Origin of the sequence: Paraburkholderia unamae (genome assembly GCF_003268775.1) — a bacterium.
Classification (GTDB): Bacteria; Pseudomonadota; Gammaproteobacteria; order Burkholderiales; family Burkholderiaceae; genus Paraburkholderia; species Paraburkholderia unamae.
Window position 1 is genome coordinate 21,096 of record NZ_QLSU01000047.1, and the last position, 16,843, is coordinate 37,938.

Below are 16,843 nucleotides of genomic sequence, written 5' to 3' on the forward strand. Positions count from 1 at the left end.
GGCGAGTGGCAGCGAGCCCGTCTCAGTGCGACGACACGTAGATCGCGTCGGCAAACGCTGCGGGAATCGCGAAACTCTCGCGCATGCGCCTCGCCTCCGCCGCCGGCGTCAAGCCGAACAAGCGCTTGAATTCCCTGCTGAACTGCGACGGGCTCGTGTAGCCCACGGCGTGTGCCGCCACCTCCGCGGTCAACGCCTCGCGCACCATCAGTAGCCTGGCCTGATGCAGACGCGTGGATTTCACATACTGCATCGGCGACACCTGCGTGACCGCCTTGAAGTGGCTATGGAAACTCGGCACGCTCATGCCCGCTTCCTCGGCCAGTTGCGTGACGTCGAGCGGCTGCGCGTAGCGCGCATGGATGAGGCGCAATGACCGGCCCACCCGGCCGAACTGTCCTCGCATGGCCAGCGCCTCGCGCATCGAGCTTCCCTGGGCGCCCGTGAGCACACGGAAATACAACTCGCGCAGCAGGCCGTGGCCCAACACGGCGGCTTCGAGCGGACGCTGCATTGCCTCGAGCAAGCGCAGCACCGACGCTTGCATCGCGTCGTCCATGGGCGTCGACAACATGCTCTGCGGCGCTTGCACAGACTCCATCGCGCCTGCGCGGTCGATCTGCGCCGCGAGTTCGGCGGCCATCACGAAATCGAGGTGGAGATACAGGGCGAGCAGCGGGCGCTCGCGCGTGGCGTCGGTCTCCATGCTGAACGGCACGGGCACGGACACGGCCAGGTAATGTCGCTCGTCGTAGAGATACAGCTGATCGCCGAAGTAGCCTCGCTTGCGGCCCTGGCAAACGATCACGATGCCGGGATCGTACAGAACCGGCGTGCGCGACAGCGGGCGGTTCGAGCGCAGGATGCGCACGCTCGGCAGCGCCGTGAGGTTATAGCCTTCCTCGGGCGCCAACGCGCGCAACAACGTGACCATGCGCTTCTGACTTCGCGTGGAAAGGTCCGCTGGCGGCAACGCCGCACGCTTCATGCTCATAGTTTTGTGCAATATAAATAGCGAAATGTGGCTTATTCGGCCGTCTGCATCAGACTAGTATGCACTACCAAATCGACATTCAGGAGAAGCATCGATGGCATCCGGAAAAATCTTGCTCATCACGGGAGTGAGCAGCGGCTTTGGCCGCGCGCTGGCACAAGAAGCGTTGGCTGAGGGCCACACCGTGGTCGGCACCGTGCGCAGTGCGCAGGCCAAGCGCGATTTCGAATCGTTGTCCGCGCACGCCGCGCTGGGACGCATACTCGACGTGACCGACTTCGACGCCATCGACGGCGTCGTGTCGGAAATCGAAACGAGCGTGGGGCCTGTCGATGTCCTCGTGAACAATGCGGGCTATGGTCACGAGGGCATCATGGAAGAATCGCCTTTGGCGGCAATGCGCCAACAGTTCGATGTGAATGTATTCGGTGCGGTGGCGATGATGAAAGCCGTCCTGCCCTTCATGCGTAAGCGCCGCCGCGGCCACATCCTGAATATCACGTCGATGGGCGGCCATATCACGATGCCTGGCATTGCCTACTACTGCGGGAGCAAATTCGCGCTGGAAGGCATTTCCGAAGCGCTTGGCAAAGAGGTCAAATCGTTCGGCATTGCAGTGACTGCCGTGGCGCCGGGTTCGTTTCGCACGGACTGGGCGGGCCGCTCGATGACGCGCACGCCGCGCTCGATTGCGGATTACGACGCTGTCTTCGACCCCATTCGCAAAGCGCGAGAGGAAAAGAGCGGCAAGCAATTGGGAGACCCGAGGAAAGCGGCGCGCGCCATGCTCGCCGCCATGGCTGCGGAGCACCCGCCAGCGCATCTCCTGCTTGGCAGCGACGCACTCGGACTCGTGCGGGAAAAACTGGCCGCGCTGGCGGATGAAATCGGTGCATGGGAGGCTCTCACGGTATCGACGGACGGTTGATGGCCGCCGGAGCGGGCAAGCTGTCGAGATTTTCTCGCGCCTGGCTCCGGCAACCTTTTCTCAACCGGTTGTCATTGCAACGAACTTGTTGCTTCTTCCGTCTGGCCGAACACGCAGGTGATCCATCTCCTGGATGAATTCGTCGACGCATCGAATCGCAAGTCACGGATCGTCATTCGGTTCGTGTGCCGAAGCGCGTCCCAAGGATCGGGCGGACGACCGCCAGATGTCCAGCCAGAACGCGCAAGCAAGTATGAGAACCAGCGCATTCGGGAAACTACGCGTTGAATGCAAACTCATTAATTTGCATGACGAAATAAATCACAATCGACGTTCCTCCCTGACCACTGCATCCTGAAGCGACCGGGCGTTGCGTTCCGGCGAATACATCCGGTATCGCATTTATTTCGGTTCTGCCCAAGAATAGCCATGTCATTCCCTGGTTCGCGTTGCGGCACATCGCTTGCGCGTCGAAGTTGTTGGCGTTCAGGCAACGCGCCTTTACGCGGGTCGGGCCCGCTTTTGAAGCGGTTTGTGCAAAAAGGGGGAGACGATGAACCGATCGATGAAGCAGACAGTGGTATGGGTGCTGGCTCTGGCGCTTTCGGGTGCGGCTTATGGTGCTGGTGGCGGAAACGGCGGTGGTAATGGCGGTGGGAACGGCGGCGGGAACGGCGGCGGGAACGGCGGCGGGAACGGCGGCGGCAATGGTGGTGGAAATGGCGGCGGAAACGGTGGTGGGAATGGCGGCGGAAAGGGTGGAAATTCTGGCGCAGGTAGTTCCGGTGCGGGTAGTTCTGGCGCGGGCAGTTCGGGAAGCTCAGGTAGCTCGGGTAGCTCGGGTAGCTCGGGAAGCTCGGGAAGCTCGGGAAGCTCGGGAAGCTCGGGAAGCTCGGGAAGCTCGGGAAGCTCAGGAAGCTCAGGCAGCTCGGGAAGCTCAGGCAGCTCGGGAAGCTCAGGCAGCTCGGGAAGCTCAGGCAGCTCGGGCAGCTCAGGCAGCTCGGGAAGCTCAGGCAGCTCGGGAAGCTCAGGCAGCTCGGGAAGCTCAGGCAGCTCGGGCAGCTCAGGCAGCTCGGGTAGCTCAGGGAGCTCGGGAAGCTCAGGCAGCTCGGGAAGCTCAGGCAGCTCGGGTAGCTCAGGGAGCTCGGGAAGCTCAGGCAGCTCGGGCAGCTCGGGTAGCTCAGGGAGCTCGGGAAGCTCAGGCAGCTCGGGCAGCTCAGGCAGCTCAGGCAGCTCCGGTGCAGGCAGCGTAGGCTCCGGCAGCTCCGGCTCCAGCAGTGCAGGCAATTCCGGTGGAGGCAACGCGGGCGCCGGCGGCCCTGGAGGGCCGATGGGCCACGCCCCAGCGGGCGAAGCGATCGGCATGAGCGCAATCGCGGTAAGACCCGCCACCCCGGCCGATATGAGCGACGACGGCCCCCAAAGCGCGCCGGCCGCGGAACGCGTCATGAGCGCCGTGCCGCCTCCCCGGCCCCCTCCGCCCCATCCTCCGGCCAACTACGGACCTCCCGGCGGGGCTCCCGCAAACACCGTGACAGTCCCCCATCCGGCTGCGCCGGTTGTGAACGCGTATAGCCCGCCGAGCGTACCCGCCACGAACGTCGCCGCGCCACCAGCGCCAGCGCCGGTCACGAGCAGCTACAGCCCGCCGGGCGTCACGCAAACCAACACTGTCCCGCGCCCGGCCCCGGTTACCCACAACACCAGCCCGCCCGGCGTAGCCGATACGGGCACGGCCACCGACATGGGTACAAGCGCGGACGCCTACACGGGCACCGGGGTCGATACGGGCGGCTATGGCCCGCCAATCCTCACGCCTGCGGGCGCGAAGCCACACACGCCGCCGAGCGCGCCACAGAACGCGAATTCGCCGGACTACTCCGGCAGCGTACGCACGGTGCCGGATACCCCGGCGCAGTAACACACAGGCCCGGTCCGGCAAGAGCCAAAGCGCCTGTGCCGGGCAAGCCGCGCCCGCGCGGCTGGACCGACATCTCGCGCGCGGCGCTCTCGGCTTCTTCGGCCTGCCGGTCAATCTCCCCCGCCTTCTCTCAGGTCGTGCGGCCGAACTCCGTGAGCGCGAGCCGCCGTGACGTGCGGTTGAACAGCCGCGCGCCCAGCCGCTCGTCGAGCCGCGCCACGCCGCGCGAGACGATCGTGACCGACACCCCCATCGCGCGGGCCGCCGCCGCAAACGAGCCTTCTTCAGCGACCTTGGCAAACATCGCCAGTCCTTCGAAATCGGGCATCTTCATCATTCCATTTTTGCAACGTTTGTTTGCGATCAATTCTATTTCGGAAAGATCGGCGCGTCGATATTCTCCTCACATCGCAGCACGCAACACCCCACCACTCATCAAGCGAAGAAGGAGAAACACCATGGCACGCAAGCTCGAAGGCAAGATCGCACTCGTCACCGGCGCAACCAGCGGCATCGGCCTCGCCACCGCCCGTCGTTTCGCCGCAGAAGGCGCGCACGTCTACATCACCGGCCGCCGCCAGGCGGAGCTCGAAGCGGCGGTGAAGTCGATCGCAGACAACGCGACCGGCGTACGCGTCGACTCGTCGAAGCCCACCGAACTCGACGCGCTCTATGCGCAGATCGGCGAGGAAAAGGGCCGCCTCGACGTGCTGTTCGCCAACGCCGGCGGCGGCTCGATGCTGCCGCTCGGCAGCATCACCGAGGAGCACTTCGACGACACCTTCAACCGCAACGTCAAGGGTGTCCTCTTCACGGTGCAAAAGGCGCTGCCGCTGCTTTCGAAGGGCGCATCGGTGATCCTCGCGGGGTCGACCGCGGGCAGCGCGGGCACGGCGGCGTTCAGCGTGTATTCGGCGTCGAAGGCCGCCGTGCGCGCCTTCGCCCGCAGCTGGATTCTCGACCTGAAGGACCGCGGCATCCGCGTCAACACGGTGAGCCCCGGCGCGACGCGCACGCCCGGCCTGCTCGATCTCGCCGGCCCGGACGCCGCCCAGCAACAAGGTCTCGCCGACTACCTCGCCGCGCAGATTCCGCTCGCACGACTGGGCGAACCCGATGAAATCGCGAGCGCCGCGCTGTTCCTCGCCTCGGACGACGCGAGCTTCGTGAACGGCGCCGAGCTGTTCGTCGACGGCGGCCAGCAGCAGATCTGAGCTTCACGACATTCCACGGTGCATGCGGGGCGCGGACGGATCGCGCCCGGTATTCGCCATTTCATGCGCGCGGGGCATCGGCATCGTGATCGAACATCGTCCTTATCTTTCTCTTGGCTGCATCTCGCGCGACTGGCTCAAGTCGCGGCTGCACGTTCGCTTCGGCGACGCCGGGCGCGCGCAGCATGCGCCGCTCGGCGCGCTGCACGTCTGGAACGACGACGAGTTCGCGCCGCGTTCGGGCTTCGGCATGCATGCGCATCGCGACGTGGAGATCGTCACGTGGGTGCGCTCGGGCGCCATCACGCACGAAGACGACTCGGGCAATCGTGCGCGCGTCGTGGCGGGTTCTGCGCAGGTGATGAGCGCGGGCGCGGGCATGCATCACGCCGAGCGCAACGAGGAGGCGCTGCCCACGCGCCTCTTTCAGATCTGGCTGGATCCTCGCACGCCGGGCGGCAAGCCGCGCTGGGCGATGCTCGCTTGCTCGCCCGAAAGCCGCGAAGGCCGCTTCGTGACGATCGCGAGCGGCGACCCGTGCGAGATCGACGCGGGCGCGCTGCCCATACACGCCGATGCGCGCGTGCGCGTGGCCACGCTGCGCGAAGGCGACACGCTGTGCTGGGCGTTGCCCGCGCCCGGCACAGCGTACCTCGTCGCCGATCATGGCGGGCTCGAGCTAGGCGGTGCGCGGCTCGCGCCGCGCGACGGCGCCGCGATCCGCGACGAGCGAACCGTCGTGCTGAACGCGCATGCCGACACCGATGTCGTGCTCGTCGAACTCCTGAGCGGGCGGGACGGACGCTGAATCCGGCAAGCCTGACAGCAGGCAATCGCGGTCTTTGGGGGAATACCCGAAAAGACAATGCCGCGCCGGCGCTGTGCACTATGGCTTGTATCGCAGGCGCCGCCACACGCGGTTTCCAGGCCCTGCCTTGAGTGACAACGACTGCATGCCGGAGGCGCCATCGTGAGCACGGACAACGGGACCCATTCTGCCGGCGCACAGATGACGCTCGTCACCCCAAAGGGCGCGCGCGTGGACAGCGTGCGCTATCCCGACATCGCCGACCTGATGTCGCGCTTGCGCTTCGCGCCCGAAGACGGCCGCATCTGGCTCGACGAACAGCGCATGCTGCTGCTTCATGCCGAGTCGATGGGCTCCTTGAGGCGCGAACTGATCGACAGCCTCGGCATCGACACCGCGCGCGGACTGCTCACGAGAATGGGCTACAACTCGGGCGCGCGCGACGCCGAACTGGCGCGGCGCGTGCGGCCCGACAACAGCATCATGGACATGTTCGCGGTCGGCCCGCAGTTGCATATGCTCGAAGGCGTGACCGCCGTCGAGGCCGTTCACGTGGAAATCGACGTCGAAAAGGGCGTGTACCACGGCGAATTCATCTGGAAGAACTGCTCCGAAGACGAAGAGCACGTGCGCATTTATGGCATTGGCGTCGAGCCTGTCTGCTGGACGCAGATCGGCTACGCCTGCGGCTACACGAGCGTATTCATGGGCCGCCCCATCCTCTATCGCGAAGTGGAATGCCGGGGGCTCGGGCAGCCGCATTGCCGGATCATCGGCAAACCAATCGAGGAATGGGGCGAGGAAGCCGCCAACGATATCCGCTTCCTGCAAGCGCAATCGTTCACCCAGGGTCTTTCGGCGGCCAGCGCGCAGCGCGGCGCAGTCCCGGGCCTGGGTCAGCGCCCCACGCCCACGGCTTTCGGCGACAGCAACATGGTGGGCGCGTCGCCCGGCTTCAATGCGGTCTGCCACATGATCCGCCGCGTGGCCGGCACCGACGCCACGGTGCTCTTTCTCGGCGAGAGCGGCGTGGGCAAGGAAGTGTGCGCCCGGACCCTGCATCGCATCAGCCGACGCAAGGACGGGCCGTTCGTCGCCGTCAACTGCGCCGCCATTCCCGAGGCGCTGGTGGAGTCCGAACTGTTCGGCGTGGAAAAGGGCGGCTTCACCGACGCCACCCAAAGCCGTCCGGGCCGCTTCGAACGCGCGAGCGGCGGCACGCTCTTTCTCGACGAAATCGGCATCCTGAGTCCGACCGCGCAAGGCAAGCTGCTGCGCGCCCTCCAGGAGGGCGAGATCGAGCGGGTGGGCGATACCCAGACCCGCCGCGTGGACGTGCGGGTGGTCGCCGCGACGAATCTCGACCTCAAGGACGAGATCCGCGCAGGCCGCTTTCGCGAGGACCTCTACTTCCGGCTCAACGTCTTTCCGATTCGCGTGCCTTCGTTGCGCGAGCGGCGCGAGGATCTTCCGGTCCTGCTCAACCACGTGCTCCACAAATACCGCGAACGCCACGCGCGCGAGGTCACGGGCTTTACGAGCCGCGCCATCGACGCCCTGCTCAGCTATGGCTGGCCGGGCAACATCCGCGAAATGGAAAATATCGTCGAGCGCGGCGTGATCCTCGCGCCCGAAGGCGGGTCGATCGACATCGGCCATCTCTTCATCAGCGGCGAGACGATCGAAACGACCCTGTTCGGACTGGACGCGAGCGGCGCGCTCTCCCCAACCGGCTCGCTGCTCGCGCAGATGGAGAACCGCGCGGGAACGGAAACCGACCGCATCAGCCGCAAGGTGAACAGTCTGCTCATGGGGCTCGCGGGCGATGCCGAACCCACGTCGCTGGACGATATCGAAACGGCGCTGCTCAAGAGCGCGGTGCGCCAGGCCGGCGGCAACCTCTCCGCGGCGGCCCGCGCGCTGGGCATTACGCGGGCGCAGCTTGTCTATCGTCTGAAGAGTCGCGGCTTGCGTGTGTGAGCATGCGGGCCTTCGCCTGCCTGTGTCACGCGAGCGCCGCGCTCAAGCCACGCTCAACCTGCGATGGACAACCGCCCCATGGAGAGCCGGGTTTCTCCCGGCGGGAAGATGTACCAGCCGCCGTCGTCGTGACGGAAAAAGAACATACCGACTTCACCCATGGCACAGACCGTACTGACATAGACACACGACCGCCTGCGCTTCGGACCCTGAGCATGCCGCGTGATGCTCACCTGCATGTCGGGATGCAAGGCGAGCCATTTCTCGGCCATGGCTCGCAATGACCCTGGTTTCCCGTACATCATCGTCTCCCTTCCCGCCAATCCCACTGTTCCCACGATTGCCTCGCTGACTGTCACCGCGCCTCGCCTCGGCGCTTCAGTGCCTCAATGCTTCAGTGCCGCGTGCCCGGCAGATACGTCTCCAGCGCCCACGCGACGCCACGTTCCGGTTCGTCGGCCGTCACTTGACCCGCGATCGCCAGCCTGGAGAGGATCTGCGAGATCAGGAGGCATTCGGTGGCGTCGATCTCGGCCGCGTGCCATCGATCCAGGTCGAGCAGGCTTTGCCGCAACGTGCGCAGCCCGTGCTCGCTGCCCTCGACGAGCGGCCACGCATGCATGAGGTACGCAAGCGGCAGCACGCTCCGGTGCTCGCAAAACGAGTCGAACAGCTGCGTGCACAGCGCGTTGAGTTCTTCGGGTCCCGGCGTACTGTTCATCATGTCTCCCGCATCCAGCGTCTCTGATTGGCATCACCACTTCGCGGCGCACAGGGCGTCGATCCGCTTGCCGGCCAGTGAACCGCCTGGCCATCTGGCGTTTTGATCGAACCGCCGGCTCCACGCCATGTCATGCAATGGACATGCCATGCAGGCCCGCCCACGCGCAGACGGACCGGCGGCCTTGGCGAGACGGCATGCACAGCCAGTGCAAGCCCCTGTTAGCCAGGCGAAGGAATCGATGAAATGAGCGAATACGGCCCGCAATGGGCCGCCCGGACTTGATCAAACGATGAAGCGACGGGCCCGAGCGCATCGGCGGAGGACGGAAAAGCGGCATGAGGGCGGCCGGGCATCGATCAGACGAAAGCCTCGCCGCCCCGGGAGGCGAATGCGCTGACGAATACGCGGATCGGCGCAGGTGTCGCATATTGTCGCAACTCACGCGAACAGCACCTGCGCCAGTCTGGAGCAATGGCTTGCCGCTGACTCCCTGCTCATCCATCGCGCCGCGCCGGTTAGAGCGCGTCGATCCAGGCGCTCACCGCGACGTTCACGTCGTCGCTGCGGTCCTGCATGATCCAGTGGCCCGTGTTGTCCCACACGTCGACTTTCGATTTCGGATGCGCAAACCAGGTCCGCATGCGCGCGGCCTGCTCGGGGTCGCGGCACAAATGCCTGACGGGAACCGTGAGGCGCTTGCAAAACGTGGCGCTGGCCTCGCCAATGCCGACCTGATCCGCGCCGAAGAACAGGGGCGCGAAGGACTCGCGCACGACATGCGCGGGCATGCCCTGGACGCGCCTTGTGTGCCAGCGCTTGTAGGCCGGATCGGTGCTGCGGTCATAGACAAGCTCGAACAGCGCGGGAACCACTACGCCGGGGTCGCCTATGTCCAGATCGTGGCTGGTTTTTGCAAAGCCCTCGCCAACGGCTTCCGAAAAGCCCAGGGCGCCGTCCACGGATACCACGGCGCTCACCAGGTCCGGCCGCTTCGCGGCGAGCCGGGCGGCGATCTGCCCGCCCATCGAATGCCCCACGATCACGAACGGCTCGCCGGGATACCGGCTCTCGATCAGCGCCTCGACATCCGAAACATAGTCGGCGGGCGTGTAGCCGCCTTGCGGCTCGACCTCCGACCGGCCATGCCCCCGCAGATCGACGGCAACGACCCGGTAACGCGTTTCGAAGTACGGCAGTTGCCAGCTCCAGTCATGGGAATCGCAAGTCCAGCCGTGGAGAAACATCACGTTGCGGCCTTTGCCGCGCTGCGTCGCGAACAGCGTTGCGGGCGACCCGGACGCCGCCAGTGCCGGGCGCTCGCCCAGCACGCCGGCCACGACCGCCGCGCCGGCGGCCTTCAGCACGCCTCGGCGGGAAAGTTCGCTTTCCATGATTTCCATTCGATATCCTTATTAATTTCACTTGAATCCACTGCACATTGGGTTTGGCCACCGGGTTTGACCACTTCGCGCGGCGCGCGAAGCAGATGACCTGGGGTTATGTTATACGTTGGATATCTAAGGTCAATTACGCACCTTAAGGTGCGCAGATATACAGGAGGATACCGGGATGGCTTGCGAGGTTGATGAAGTCTTCTTTGCGGACTGCGCCGCACGTTCGTTTTTCGACCAGGTGGCGAACAAATGGTCGGTGATGATACTCACGCTGCTCACGGCGAAACCAACGCGCTTCAATGAAATCAAGCGCCGGCTGGAAGGTGTCACGCACAAGGCGCTTACGCAGGCCCTGAGGCGTCTCGAACGCAATGGCCTGATCGCGCGGCGGGTGCTCAATACCTCGCCGGTGGCCGTGGAATACTCGATCACGGAACTCGGGCGCACCCTGCAAATTCCGTTCGGCGCGGTTTATGCATGGTCGCTCGAACACTTGCGCGATATCGAGCAGGCGCAACTGGCCTATGACCAGCATGAATTACGAGGGTAATGGAAGGTAGGCGCCGGAAAACCGGGGCGCGCGCAACCATTGGCCGGCGCGCGCCTGCACCGCCCTCTCGCGGCTGTCATCATCGATTTCGACACCCAAAAATCACAGTACGTATTTGCGTGGTAACTTCAAAAAAACTTACTTATTATTACCTCATTAATTCGCAGTGCAGATTTGCTAACGTCTTTTTGAGCGTCGTTTCCGTACTTGATTATGCGCAGTGAGTGTGCCGTTTCAATCCGGCTATTCACGAGCATCAAAAAATAGCAACGACCACGCCAAATCCGTTCGAACTCGAAACGGTGCAAATGGAGGACGAATTGACGAATAGACGCAATCCGCCCATGCAGTTTGCTGTCTCGTTCAATCCGCTTAGCCGCGCCATGCGAAATGGTTGCGCGCTCCATCACGCTTCCCGGCCGCATCGCCGTTCGCGCTTGCGCGTCATACCCGCGTCAATTAGCGCGTGGCTCGCGCTGTGCGCCGTCCCGGCCCAGGCGCAATACGATATTGTGATTGGCCCGGGGTTCTACAATTATTCGCAGAAGTTCAACCAGAAAAGCGGTCAGATCGTCGGCTCGACGACGATCGATCCCACGCCGCCCTATCCCGCCAACCTGGGTGGCCCGGGGGTCTCGGTGGAAATCGGCGGATCGGCAATTATTCAGCCCGATGCGGGAAGCACGCCGGGCAACATCAACATTTACTCGCACTATCGAAGCGGCGCGCCCAACGACGGGCTTTATGTGTCGAGCGGTTCACTGACAATAAGCGGCAGCGTTCACGGCTACGGTACCTACGTGAGCACCGACGGTCAGGATGTCTATGGCATCTACGCGCCATTCTCGTCCTCGCAAGCCGTAGCGACCACGCTGGATGCCACCAACCTTTACGTCACCACGGCGGGCAATGGCGCGATCGGCATTCGCGCCTATGGCACGTCGATGGGCGCGCCCGTCATCACGCTACGCGACTCTTCCATCACCACCGCGAGCGGCTTTACCTCGGCGTACGGCATCTATGCCTGGGCGGGGCCCACCATCAACCTGATCGACACGGCCGTGAGCGCGCTGGGCACGTCGACGTACGGCATCGTGTCGTCGGCGTCGACGATCAACCTCACCAACGGTTCGGTCACCACCGTCGCGCCGAGCGCCTACGCGATGTATGTCTACAGCGGCTCGAAGCTCACGGTGAACGGCACCGCCATCAACACGAGCGGCACCTCGGGCATCGGGCTGTATGAATCGGGCGGCTCCAGCGCCACGCTCACGAACGCGCAATTCTCCACGACCGGCGCCAACGCGCACGGCATTTACAGCACGGGCGCCACGCTTTCGGCCGATGGCGGCGCCATTACGACGACCGGCTCGGGCGCGCACGGCGTGTGGCTCACAGGCGGCGCGAGCGCCAGCATAAGCGACATGAACATCGAAACGCGCGGCGCTTCGGCGCGCGGCGTCTACGTGAACGGCGCGGGCACGACGGCGTCGCTGGCCGGCGACCGGATCTCGACCCTCGCCGACAACGGCTACGGCGTGTACGCGGTCACCAACGTCGCCGTGAAGTTGCAGGACACCAGCGTCTCTACACTGGGTGCGACCGCCTATGGCATCTATGCCGGCACGGCCTCGACCCTCGACATGAGCGGCGGCGGCGTTTCGACAACGGGCAACACCGCGCATGCCGTGTGGCTCGCGAGCGCAAGCAGCGGCACGATTGCGGACGCAACCATTTCCACGAGCGGCGCAGCGGCTCGCGGCGTCTACGTCAACGGCGACGGCACGAACGCGCCGCTGACCGACGACCGCGTTTCGACATCGGGCGACACCGCCTATGGCGTGTACGGCACGTCGAGCGCGGCCCTCGCCATGCAAGGCGGCAGCGTCGCGACGAACGGCGCGAACGCCTACGCCGTCTGGCTCTCGGGCGCGGCCAACGGCACGCTGGCGGGCACGACGATCTCCACGACGGGCGGCAACGCCTATGGCCTGCTCGTCGGCGGCTCCGCTGCAAGCGCAACGGCCACGGATGTCACGGTGAACACCACGGGCGGCGGCGCGGCGGGCTACTACGTCTGGACCACCGGCCTCCTGCATGCCTATGGCGGCAGCGTGAGCACGAGCGGCGCGAACGCGGCGGGCATCGTCGTCGACGGGTTGTCTAGCGCCACACTCGATCGCGACGCCAACGGCGCGGGCATGAGCGTGACGGCGGCCGGTGCGAACGGCAACGCGGTGCGCGTCTCCAATGGCGGCACCTTCACGGCCACGGGCGCGTCGCTGCACGCGCGAGGTGCGAACGGCAACGGCCTCTCTCTCGTCGGCACGGCAACGACGGCCGCGGCCGCGAGCCCCGCCGACCCGGCGGTCGGCGACACGCCGGGGGCCGACACGACGCCAGTGCCCACCGCTGTCGCAGCGCCCGTGGAGGCGGCGGCAGCCCGCGTCGCCGCGGCTGTCGTGCACGCCGCCGGGCCAGTGGAAACCGTCACGCTGAACGACACGACGGTGCAGTCCGACAACGCCGCGGGCATTACTGCCGCGGGCGGCATCGCCAACGTCGCGCTCACAGGCTCCACGATAACGGGCGCCACCGCGGCCTTGCAGGCCACGACGACGGGTTCGACACCCTCCACGCTCACGGTCAATGCTTCCGGCTCGACGCTCAACGGCGCGGTGCTGACCGACGCGGACAGCACGACGGCACTGAGCCTCACCAACGCAAGCCGCTGGAACGTGGGCGGCGACTCCACCCTGACCACGCTGGTCAACGCGAACAGCGTGATCGACATCCTGGCCGCGCCGGGCCAGGTGCAGACGCCGACCACGGCATCGTCGTATCGCGCCGTGAACGTGACGGGCGACTATACCGGCGCGCAGGGCACGCTCGGCGTGAACACCTGGCTCGATAAAGGCGGCGCGCTCGGCGCGCAATTCACCGACCGCCTGCTCGTGGCGGGCAATGCGTCGGGCACCACGCTCGTCGACGTCAAGCCCGTGGCCGGCAGTCCCGGCGGCGTCACCTCGCTCACGGGACAGATCACGCACTCCGACGGCATCTCGATCGTGCAGGTTGCGGGCGCATCGAGCGCGGGCGCGTTCGCGCTGCCCGGCGGCTACGCCGTCGCCCCCGACTCGCCGTATGAATACCGCCTGTACGCATACGGACCCGGCTCCGTGCACGGCACCGCCGATGCGGCACAGCGCGTGGTGTCCGGCAGCGGCAACGGCTTCTGGGACTACCGGCTGCAAAGCGCGTACGTCACGCCGGAAGGCCCGGTCGATCCCGATGAGCCCGGCGTGCAGCCCGGCCCCGAGCCGCAGCCCGAACCCCATCCCGAACCGAATCCCGAACCGAATCCCGAACCCATTCCTGGGCCGGGCGGCGAACTCGACTATCCGATTCCGCCCGACGCACGCCCGGCCGTCGCGCCCCAGGTGGCCGCCTATCTGAGCGCACCGGCCGCGTTCCTCTACGCGGGCATGCTCGACATGGACACGCTGCACCGGCGCCTGGGCGAGATACGCGACGACGGCGATCTGGGCCGCGACGGCGGCCCCGCCGAAATGTCCTTCCGCGCCTATGGCGGCGACTTCAACTACGCGTCGAACATCGGCTTTCAGCAGTTCGGCTACGACATGTCCGGCGATTACAGCGCGATCCAGTTCGGCGCGAACGCGCTCAAGCTGCGCAACGACAACGGCATCTGGCGCTTCGGTCTCGCGGGTAGCGTGGGATGGCTGCATTTCGAGCCCGATGCCGTCGACGGCCCGAGCAGCAGCCGCTCGAACATCTATCGACTCTCAGGGTACGGCACCTACCAGAGCCGCCAGGGCTGGTACTTCGACGGCATTCTTTCCCTCGGCTGGTTCAACGGCGATGTCACGACGGGCGCGCGCGGCCAGGCCATGAAGCTTCAAGGCAGTTCGTACGCCGCCTCCGTGGAAGCCGGCTATCCGTTCGCGCTGCCGTATCGCATCAACGTGGAGCCGCAAATCCAGCTCATCGGCCAGCATCTGGGCTTCCACAATTCGACCGACGTGGACGATCTCGATGTCAACATCGGCTCGCAGAACCAGCTCACAGGTCGTCTGGGTGTGCGCGTGACGCGTCCCATCGACGTGAGCACCGGACGGCTCACGCCTTACGCCGCCATCGACGTGCTGCATTCCTTCACGAATGGCACGAACGTTCAGGTCAGCGACGTGCAGTTCGTGAGCGGCAAGATGGGCGACGCGCTGCAATACTCGCTGGGGATCAGCGGCTCCTATACGCCGAAGCTTTCACTTTACGGACGCGTCTCGTATCAGCAGCAAATCGGCAATGCGGGATTCCGGGGATGGCTCGTGAACGGCGGGGCCAGGTACCTGTTCTGAGGCGCAATCGTTTGCTTCGCCTGGCTTCGGCCGCACTTCGTTCGGCCTCGCACGCCTGCGCGCGTTTTCAGGCATTCTAAATGCGCCTTCCCACTTATACTCACTGCGAATCGATACATGATTAATCATATGTATGGATTGCGCGGGGTAAAGGACGTGAAAGCGGGATATATCAAGAGGTAGGTAATTTTGGGGACTCCAGAGTAACCCGGGCGTTGGACCGCGCCTCAAGCGTCGTACATCAGATAAAAAATGAGGGAAGATTTCAATCTGAAGGAATACCTGAGAGCGCAATTCCTTCTTAAATCCAGTGATAACGACACCATCGAGCTTGCCCGCACAATGGCTCGTGTCGAGAAAGTGAAGGCGGAAGATTATCTTGTCATTCAAGGCGACAAGACTTCGCCCCTGGTGCTCTTGCTCACGGGCCAGCTTCGCACCTGCGTGCTGACCGAGGACGGCCGCGAGCTTCCACTGCATATGCTCCACGCGGGCGACGCGACCGGTGCGGTGTCCATTATCCAGGGCATACCGAGCACGAAAAACGTCGTCGCGGTCAAACCCAGTGTCGTCGCGCTCATCAATCGCGCCGACGCGCGCCGGCTGTTCTCGGCGCCCACCGTCACCCGCGAGCTCAACGCGATGTTCGCGAGCCTCATTCAAGGCGTGATTACCGAACAGAACACCACGGGTAGCGCGAAATCGACGGCCCGCGTTTGCGCGATCCTTTACGCCATGTTCCGCGAAGCGGGATCGAAGCAGGATTCGCCGGTCGAGTTGCCAACGCATTCGTCCCTCGCTTCGGTGGCGCAGGTAAGCCGTGAAACCGTTACGCGTGTGCTTGGCCTGCTGTCCCGCCGCGAGATCATCGTGAAGGAGCGTCAGAGAATTTTCGTCAGGAAGCCGGAGGCGTTGCAGCTGTTGGCCTCCGGTTCGACGATCGGCCCCGAAGGCGCCGGGGAATAAGCGCTTGCCAGTGGGTTCGCGCTGCTCGTGCGCGACGTCAGGGCGCCACGCCCTCGCGCAATTCGATCCCGGTCCACACGCCGCTCGCGCGCAACTCCGCGATGAGTTCGCAGATCGTCTGGCGCACCGCGAGCGAGGCCGAACTGACGGGCAACGCGTTGGGCCAGCAAAGACTTGCCGGCCGGCGGATGAGCGGATCGACGAGCCGGCGCGTCCTTGGCCGGTCGGCCGGGGCGCGCAACGCCAGCGCCGACGCGGGCAATATCGTGCTCGCCGCGCCGGACTGCGCGATGGAAAGCAGCATGGGTAGCGAATCCACGTCCGCGATGATGTTCAGCGGCACCTGTTCGCGCGCGAAGGTGCGTTCGAGCAACAGCCGCAGCCCGTTGGACGCACCCGGCGCCACCAGCGGAACGTCGGCCAGCGCGCGCAGCGTGCATGTGCGGGCGCGCCCCGTCACCGCGCCGCCGGGCTCCCCCATCACGTGCAATTCTTCGTCGAGCACCGGCAGCGCGCTGATGCCCGCCGTATTCGTGTCGCGAAACAGGATGGCCAGATCGAGCCGCCCGTTGGCGAGCAACTCGTTCAGATAGCCGCTCATGCTCTCGAAGAATTGCAGGCGGATGCCAGGGTAACGCTGCCGCACGCGCTCGAATACCGGCATGGCGAGAATCGAGGCCATCGTGGTGGGAAACCCCACGGCCACCGTTCCCGACTCCGCCCCCACACCCTCGCGCACCTCCTGCCGCAATTGCTCCATCTGATGCAGGACGAGACGCGCGTGCCGGTACATGGCCTGCCCCGCGGCGGTCGGCTTCACGCCTTGCGAACTGCGAACGAGCAGCGGCACGCCCACGTCGTCTTCGAGCTTCGCGATCTGCTGGCTCAGCGAGGGTTGCGCGACGTACAACTTCTCCGCCGCCTTGCCGAGGCTGCCGTAATCGACGATGTTCACGAAGTAGCGAAGCTGGCGTATGTCCACGAT

At 65.2% G+C, this 16,843-nt stretch carries 14 protein-coding genes and 1 pseudogene; 8 read left to right on the plus strand and 7 right to left on the minus strand.

The genetic code is table 11. The features are described from left to right. Positions 1-22 precede the first annotated feature (22 nt). Positions 23-988, minus strand: coding sequence for an AraC family transcriptional regulator (locus C7401_RS41560; protein ID WP_373864493.1), 966 nt, complete (start codon positions 986-988; stop codon positions 23-25). Positions 989-1,088: 100 nt separating this feature from the next. On the opposite strand from C7401_RS41560, the gene C7401_RS41565 reads away from it, so the two are divergent. Next, the gene (locus C7401_RS41565; RefSeq protein ID WP_112177874.1) at positions 1,089-1,922 is read left to right on the plus strand and encodes an oxidoreductase; all 834 of its coding nucleotides are present in this window, start codon (positions 1,089-1,091) and stop codon (positions 1,920-1,922) included. Between the two features lie 615 nt (positions 1,923-2,537). On the opposite strand, the gene C7401_RS45410 is transcribed toward C7401_RS41565, so the two are convergent. Further along, entirely contained in the window at positions 2,538-3,224 is a 687-nt protein-coding gene (locus C7401_RS45410; protein ID WP_220092904.1) for a hypothetical protein, read from the minus strand. 229 nt (positions 3,225-3,453) lie between these two features. On the opposite strand from C7401_RS45410, the gene C7401_RS45415 reads away from it, so the two are divergent. Then, positions 3,454-3,843 carry a hypothetical protein gene (locus C7401_RS45415; RefSeq protein WP_220092906.1) on the plus strand — a complete coding sequence of 130 codons (390 nt, stop codon included), beginning with the start codon at positions 3,454-3,456 and terminating at the stop codon, positions 3,841-3,843. Positions 3,844-3,895: 52 nt separating this feature from the next. Here C7401_RS45415 and C7401_RS41575 read toward each other — a convergent pair. Then, positions 3,896-4,180, minus strand: a pseudogene (locus C7401_RS41575) (LysR family transcriptional regulator); the annotation flags it as partial. Positions 4,181-4,301: 121 nt separating this feature from the next. On the opposite strand from C7401_RS41575, the gene C7401_RS41580 reads away from it, so the two are divergent. From C7401_RS41580 to C7401_RS41590, 3 genes are all read left to right on the plus strand, one after another. Then, entirely contained in the window at positions 4,302-5,057 is a 756-nt protein-coding gene (locus tag C7401_RS41580) for an SDR family NAD(P)-dependent oxidoreductase (protein ID WP_112177875.1), read from the plus strand. An 85-nt stretch (positions 5,058-5,142) separates the two neighbouring features. Continuing rightward, positions 5,143-5,865, plus strand: coding sequence for a pirin family protein (locus tag C7401_RS41585; RefSeq protein ID WP_112177910.1), 723 nt, complete (start codon positions 5,143-5,145; stop codon positions 5,863-5,865). Between the two features lie 201 nt (positions 5,866-6,066). Further along, entirely contained in the window at positions 6,067-7,845 is a 1,779-nt protein-coding gene (locus C7401_RS41590) for a sigma 54-interacting transcriptional regulator (RefSeq protein WP_112177876.1), read from the plus strand. 53 nt (positions 7,846-7,898) lie between these two features. Here C7401_RS41590 and C7401_RS41595 read toward each other — a convergent pair whose 3' ends face one another. From C7401_RS41595 to C7401_RS41605, 3 genes are all read right to left on the minus strand, one after another. Continuing rightward, positions 7,899-8,204, minus strand: a complete 306-nt coding sequence (locus C7401_RS41595; protein ID WP_112177877.1) for a hypothetical protein — start codon at positions 8,202-8,204, stop codon at positions 7,899-7,901. A 35-nt stretch (positions 8,205-8,239) separates the two neighbouring features. Next, positions 8,240-8,569: a hypothetical protein gene (locus C7401_RS41600; RefSeq protein WP_112177878.1), complete on the minus strand. Its 330-nt coding sequence runs from the start codon at positions 8,567-8,569 to the stop codon at positions 8,240-8,242. Between the two features lie 515 nt (positions 8,570-9,084). Beyond that, positions 9,085-9,969 carry an alpha/beta fold hydrolase gene (locus C7401_RS41605; RefSeq protein ID WP_112177879.1) on the minus strand — a complete coding sequence of 295 codons (885 nt, stop codon included), beginning with the start codon at positions 9,967-9,969 and terminating at the stop codon, positions 9,085-9,087. A gap of 169 nt (positions 9,970-10,138) precedes the next feature. Here C7401_RS41605 and C7401_RS41610 point away from each other — a divergent pair, with 169 nt between their 5' ends. The 3 genes from C7401_RS41610 to C7401_RS41620 all read left to right on the plus strand — a co-directional run bounded on the left by C7401_RS41610 (position 10,139) and on the right by C7401_RS41620 (position 15,858). Continuing rightward, positions 10,139-10,513 (plus strand): winged helix-turn-helix transcriptional regulator, encoded by a 375-nt coding sequence (locus C7401_RS41610; protein ID WP_112177880.1) that lies wholly within the window; start codon positions 10,139-10,141, stop codon positions 10,511-10,513. 320 nt (positions 10,514-10,833) lie between these two features. After that, positions 10,834-14,892, plus strand: a complete 4,059-nt coding sequence (locus C7401_RS41615) for an autotransporter outer membrane beta-barrel domain-containing protein (RefSeq protein WP_181565823.1) — start codon at positions 10,834-10,836, stop codon at positions 14,890-14,892. A gap of 252 nt (positions 14,893-15,144) precedes the next feature. After that, positions 15,145-15,858, plus strand: coding sequence for a Crp/Fnr family transcriptional regulator (locus tag C7401_RS41620; protein ID WP_112177882.1), 714 nt, complete (start codon positions 15,145-15,147; stop codon positions 15,856-15,858). A 37-nt stretch (positions 15,859-15,895) separates the two neighbouring features. Here C7401_RS41620 and C7401_RS41625 read toward each other — a convergent pair whose 3' ends face one another. Beyond that, positions 15,896-16,840: a LysR substrate-binding domain-containing protein gene (locus tag C7401_RS41625; RefSeq protein WP_112177911.1), complete on the minus strand. Its 945-nt coding sequence runs from the start codon at positions 16,838-16,840 to the stop codon at positions 15,896-15,898. Between the last annotated feature and the right edge of the window lie 3 nt (positions 16,841-16,843).

Bases quoted from the DNA above. Each gene is read 5' to 3' on its own strand.
- C7401_RS41560 (WP_373864493.1), bottom strand. From the start codon at position 988: ATGAAGCGTGCGGCGTTGCCGCCAGCGGACCTTTCCACGCGAAGTCAG.
- C7401_RS41565 (WP_112177874.1), top strand. From the start codon at position 1,089: ATGGCATCCGGAAAAATCTTGCTCATCACGGGAGTGAGCAGCGGCTTT.
- C7401_RS41580 (WP_112177875.1), top strand. From the start codon at position 4,302: ATGGCACGCAAGCTCGAAGGCAAGATCGCACTCGTCACCGGCGCAACC.
- C7401_RS41590 (WP_112177876.1), top strand. From the start codon at position 6,067: ATGACGCTCGTCACCCCAAAGGGCGCGCGCGTGGACAGCGTGCGCTAT.
- C7401_RS41600 (WP_112177878.1), bottom strand. From the start codon at position 8,569: ATGATGAACAGTACGCCGGGACCCGAAGAACTCAACGCGCTGTGCACG.
- C7401_RS41605 (WP_112177879.1), bottom strand. From the start codon at position 9,969: ATGGAAATCATGGAAAGCGAACTTTCCCGCCGAGGCGTGCTGAAGGCC.
- C7401_RS41610 (WP_112177880.1), top strand. From the start codon at position 10,139: ATGGCTTGCGAGGTTGATGAAGTCTTCTTTGCGGACTGCGCCGCACGT.
- C7401_RS41620 (WP_112177882.1), top strand. From the start codon at position 15,145: ATGAGGGAAGATTTCAATCTGAAGGAATACCTGAGAGCGCAATTCCTT.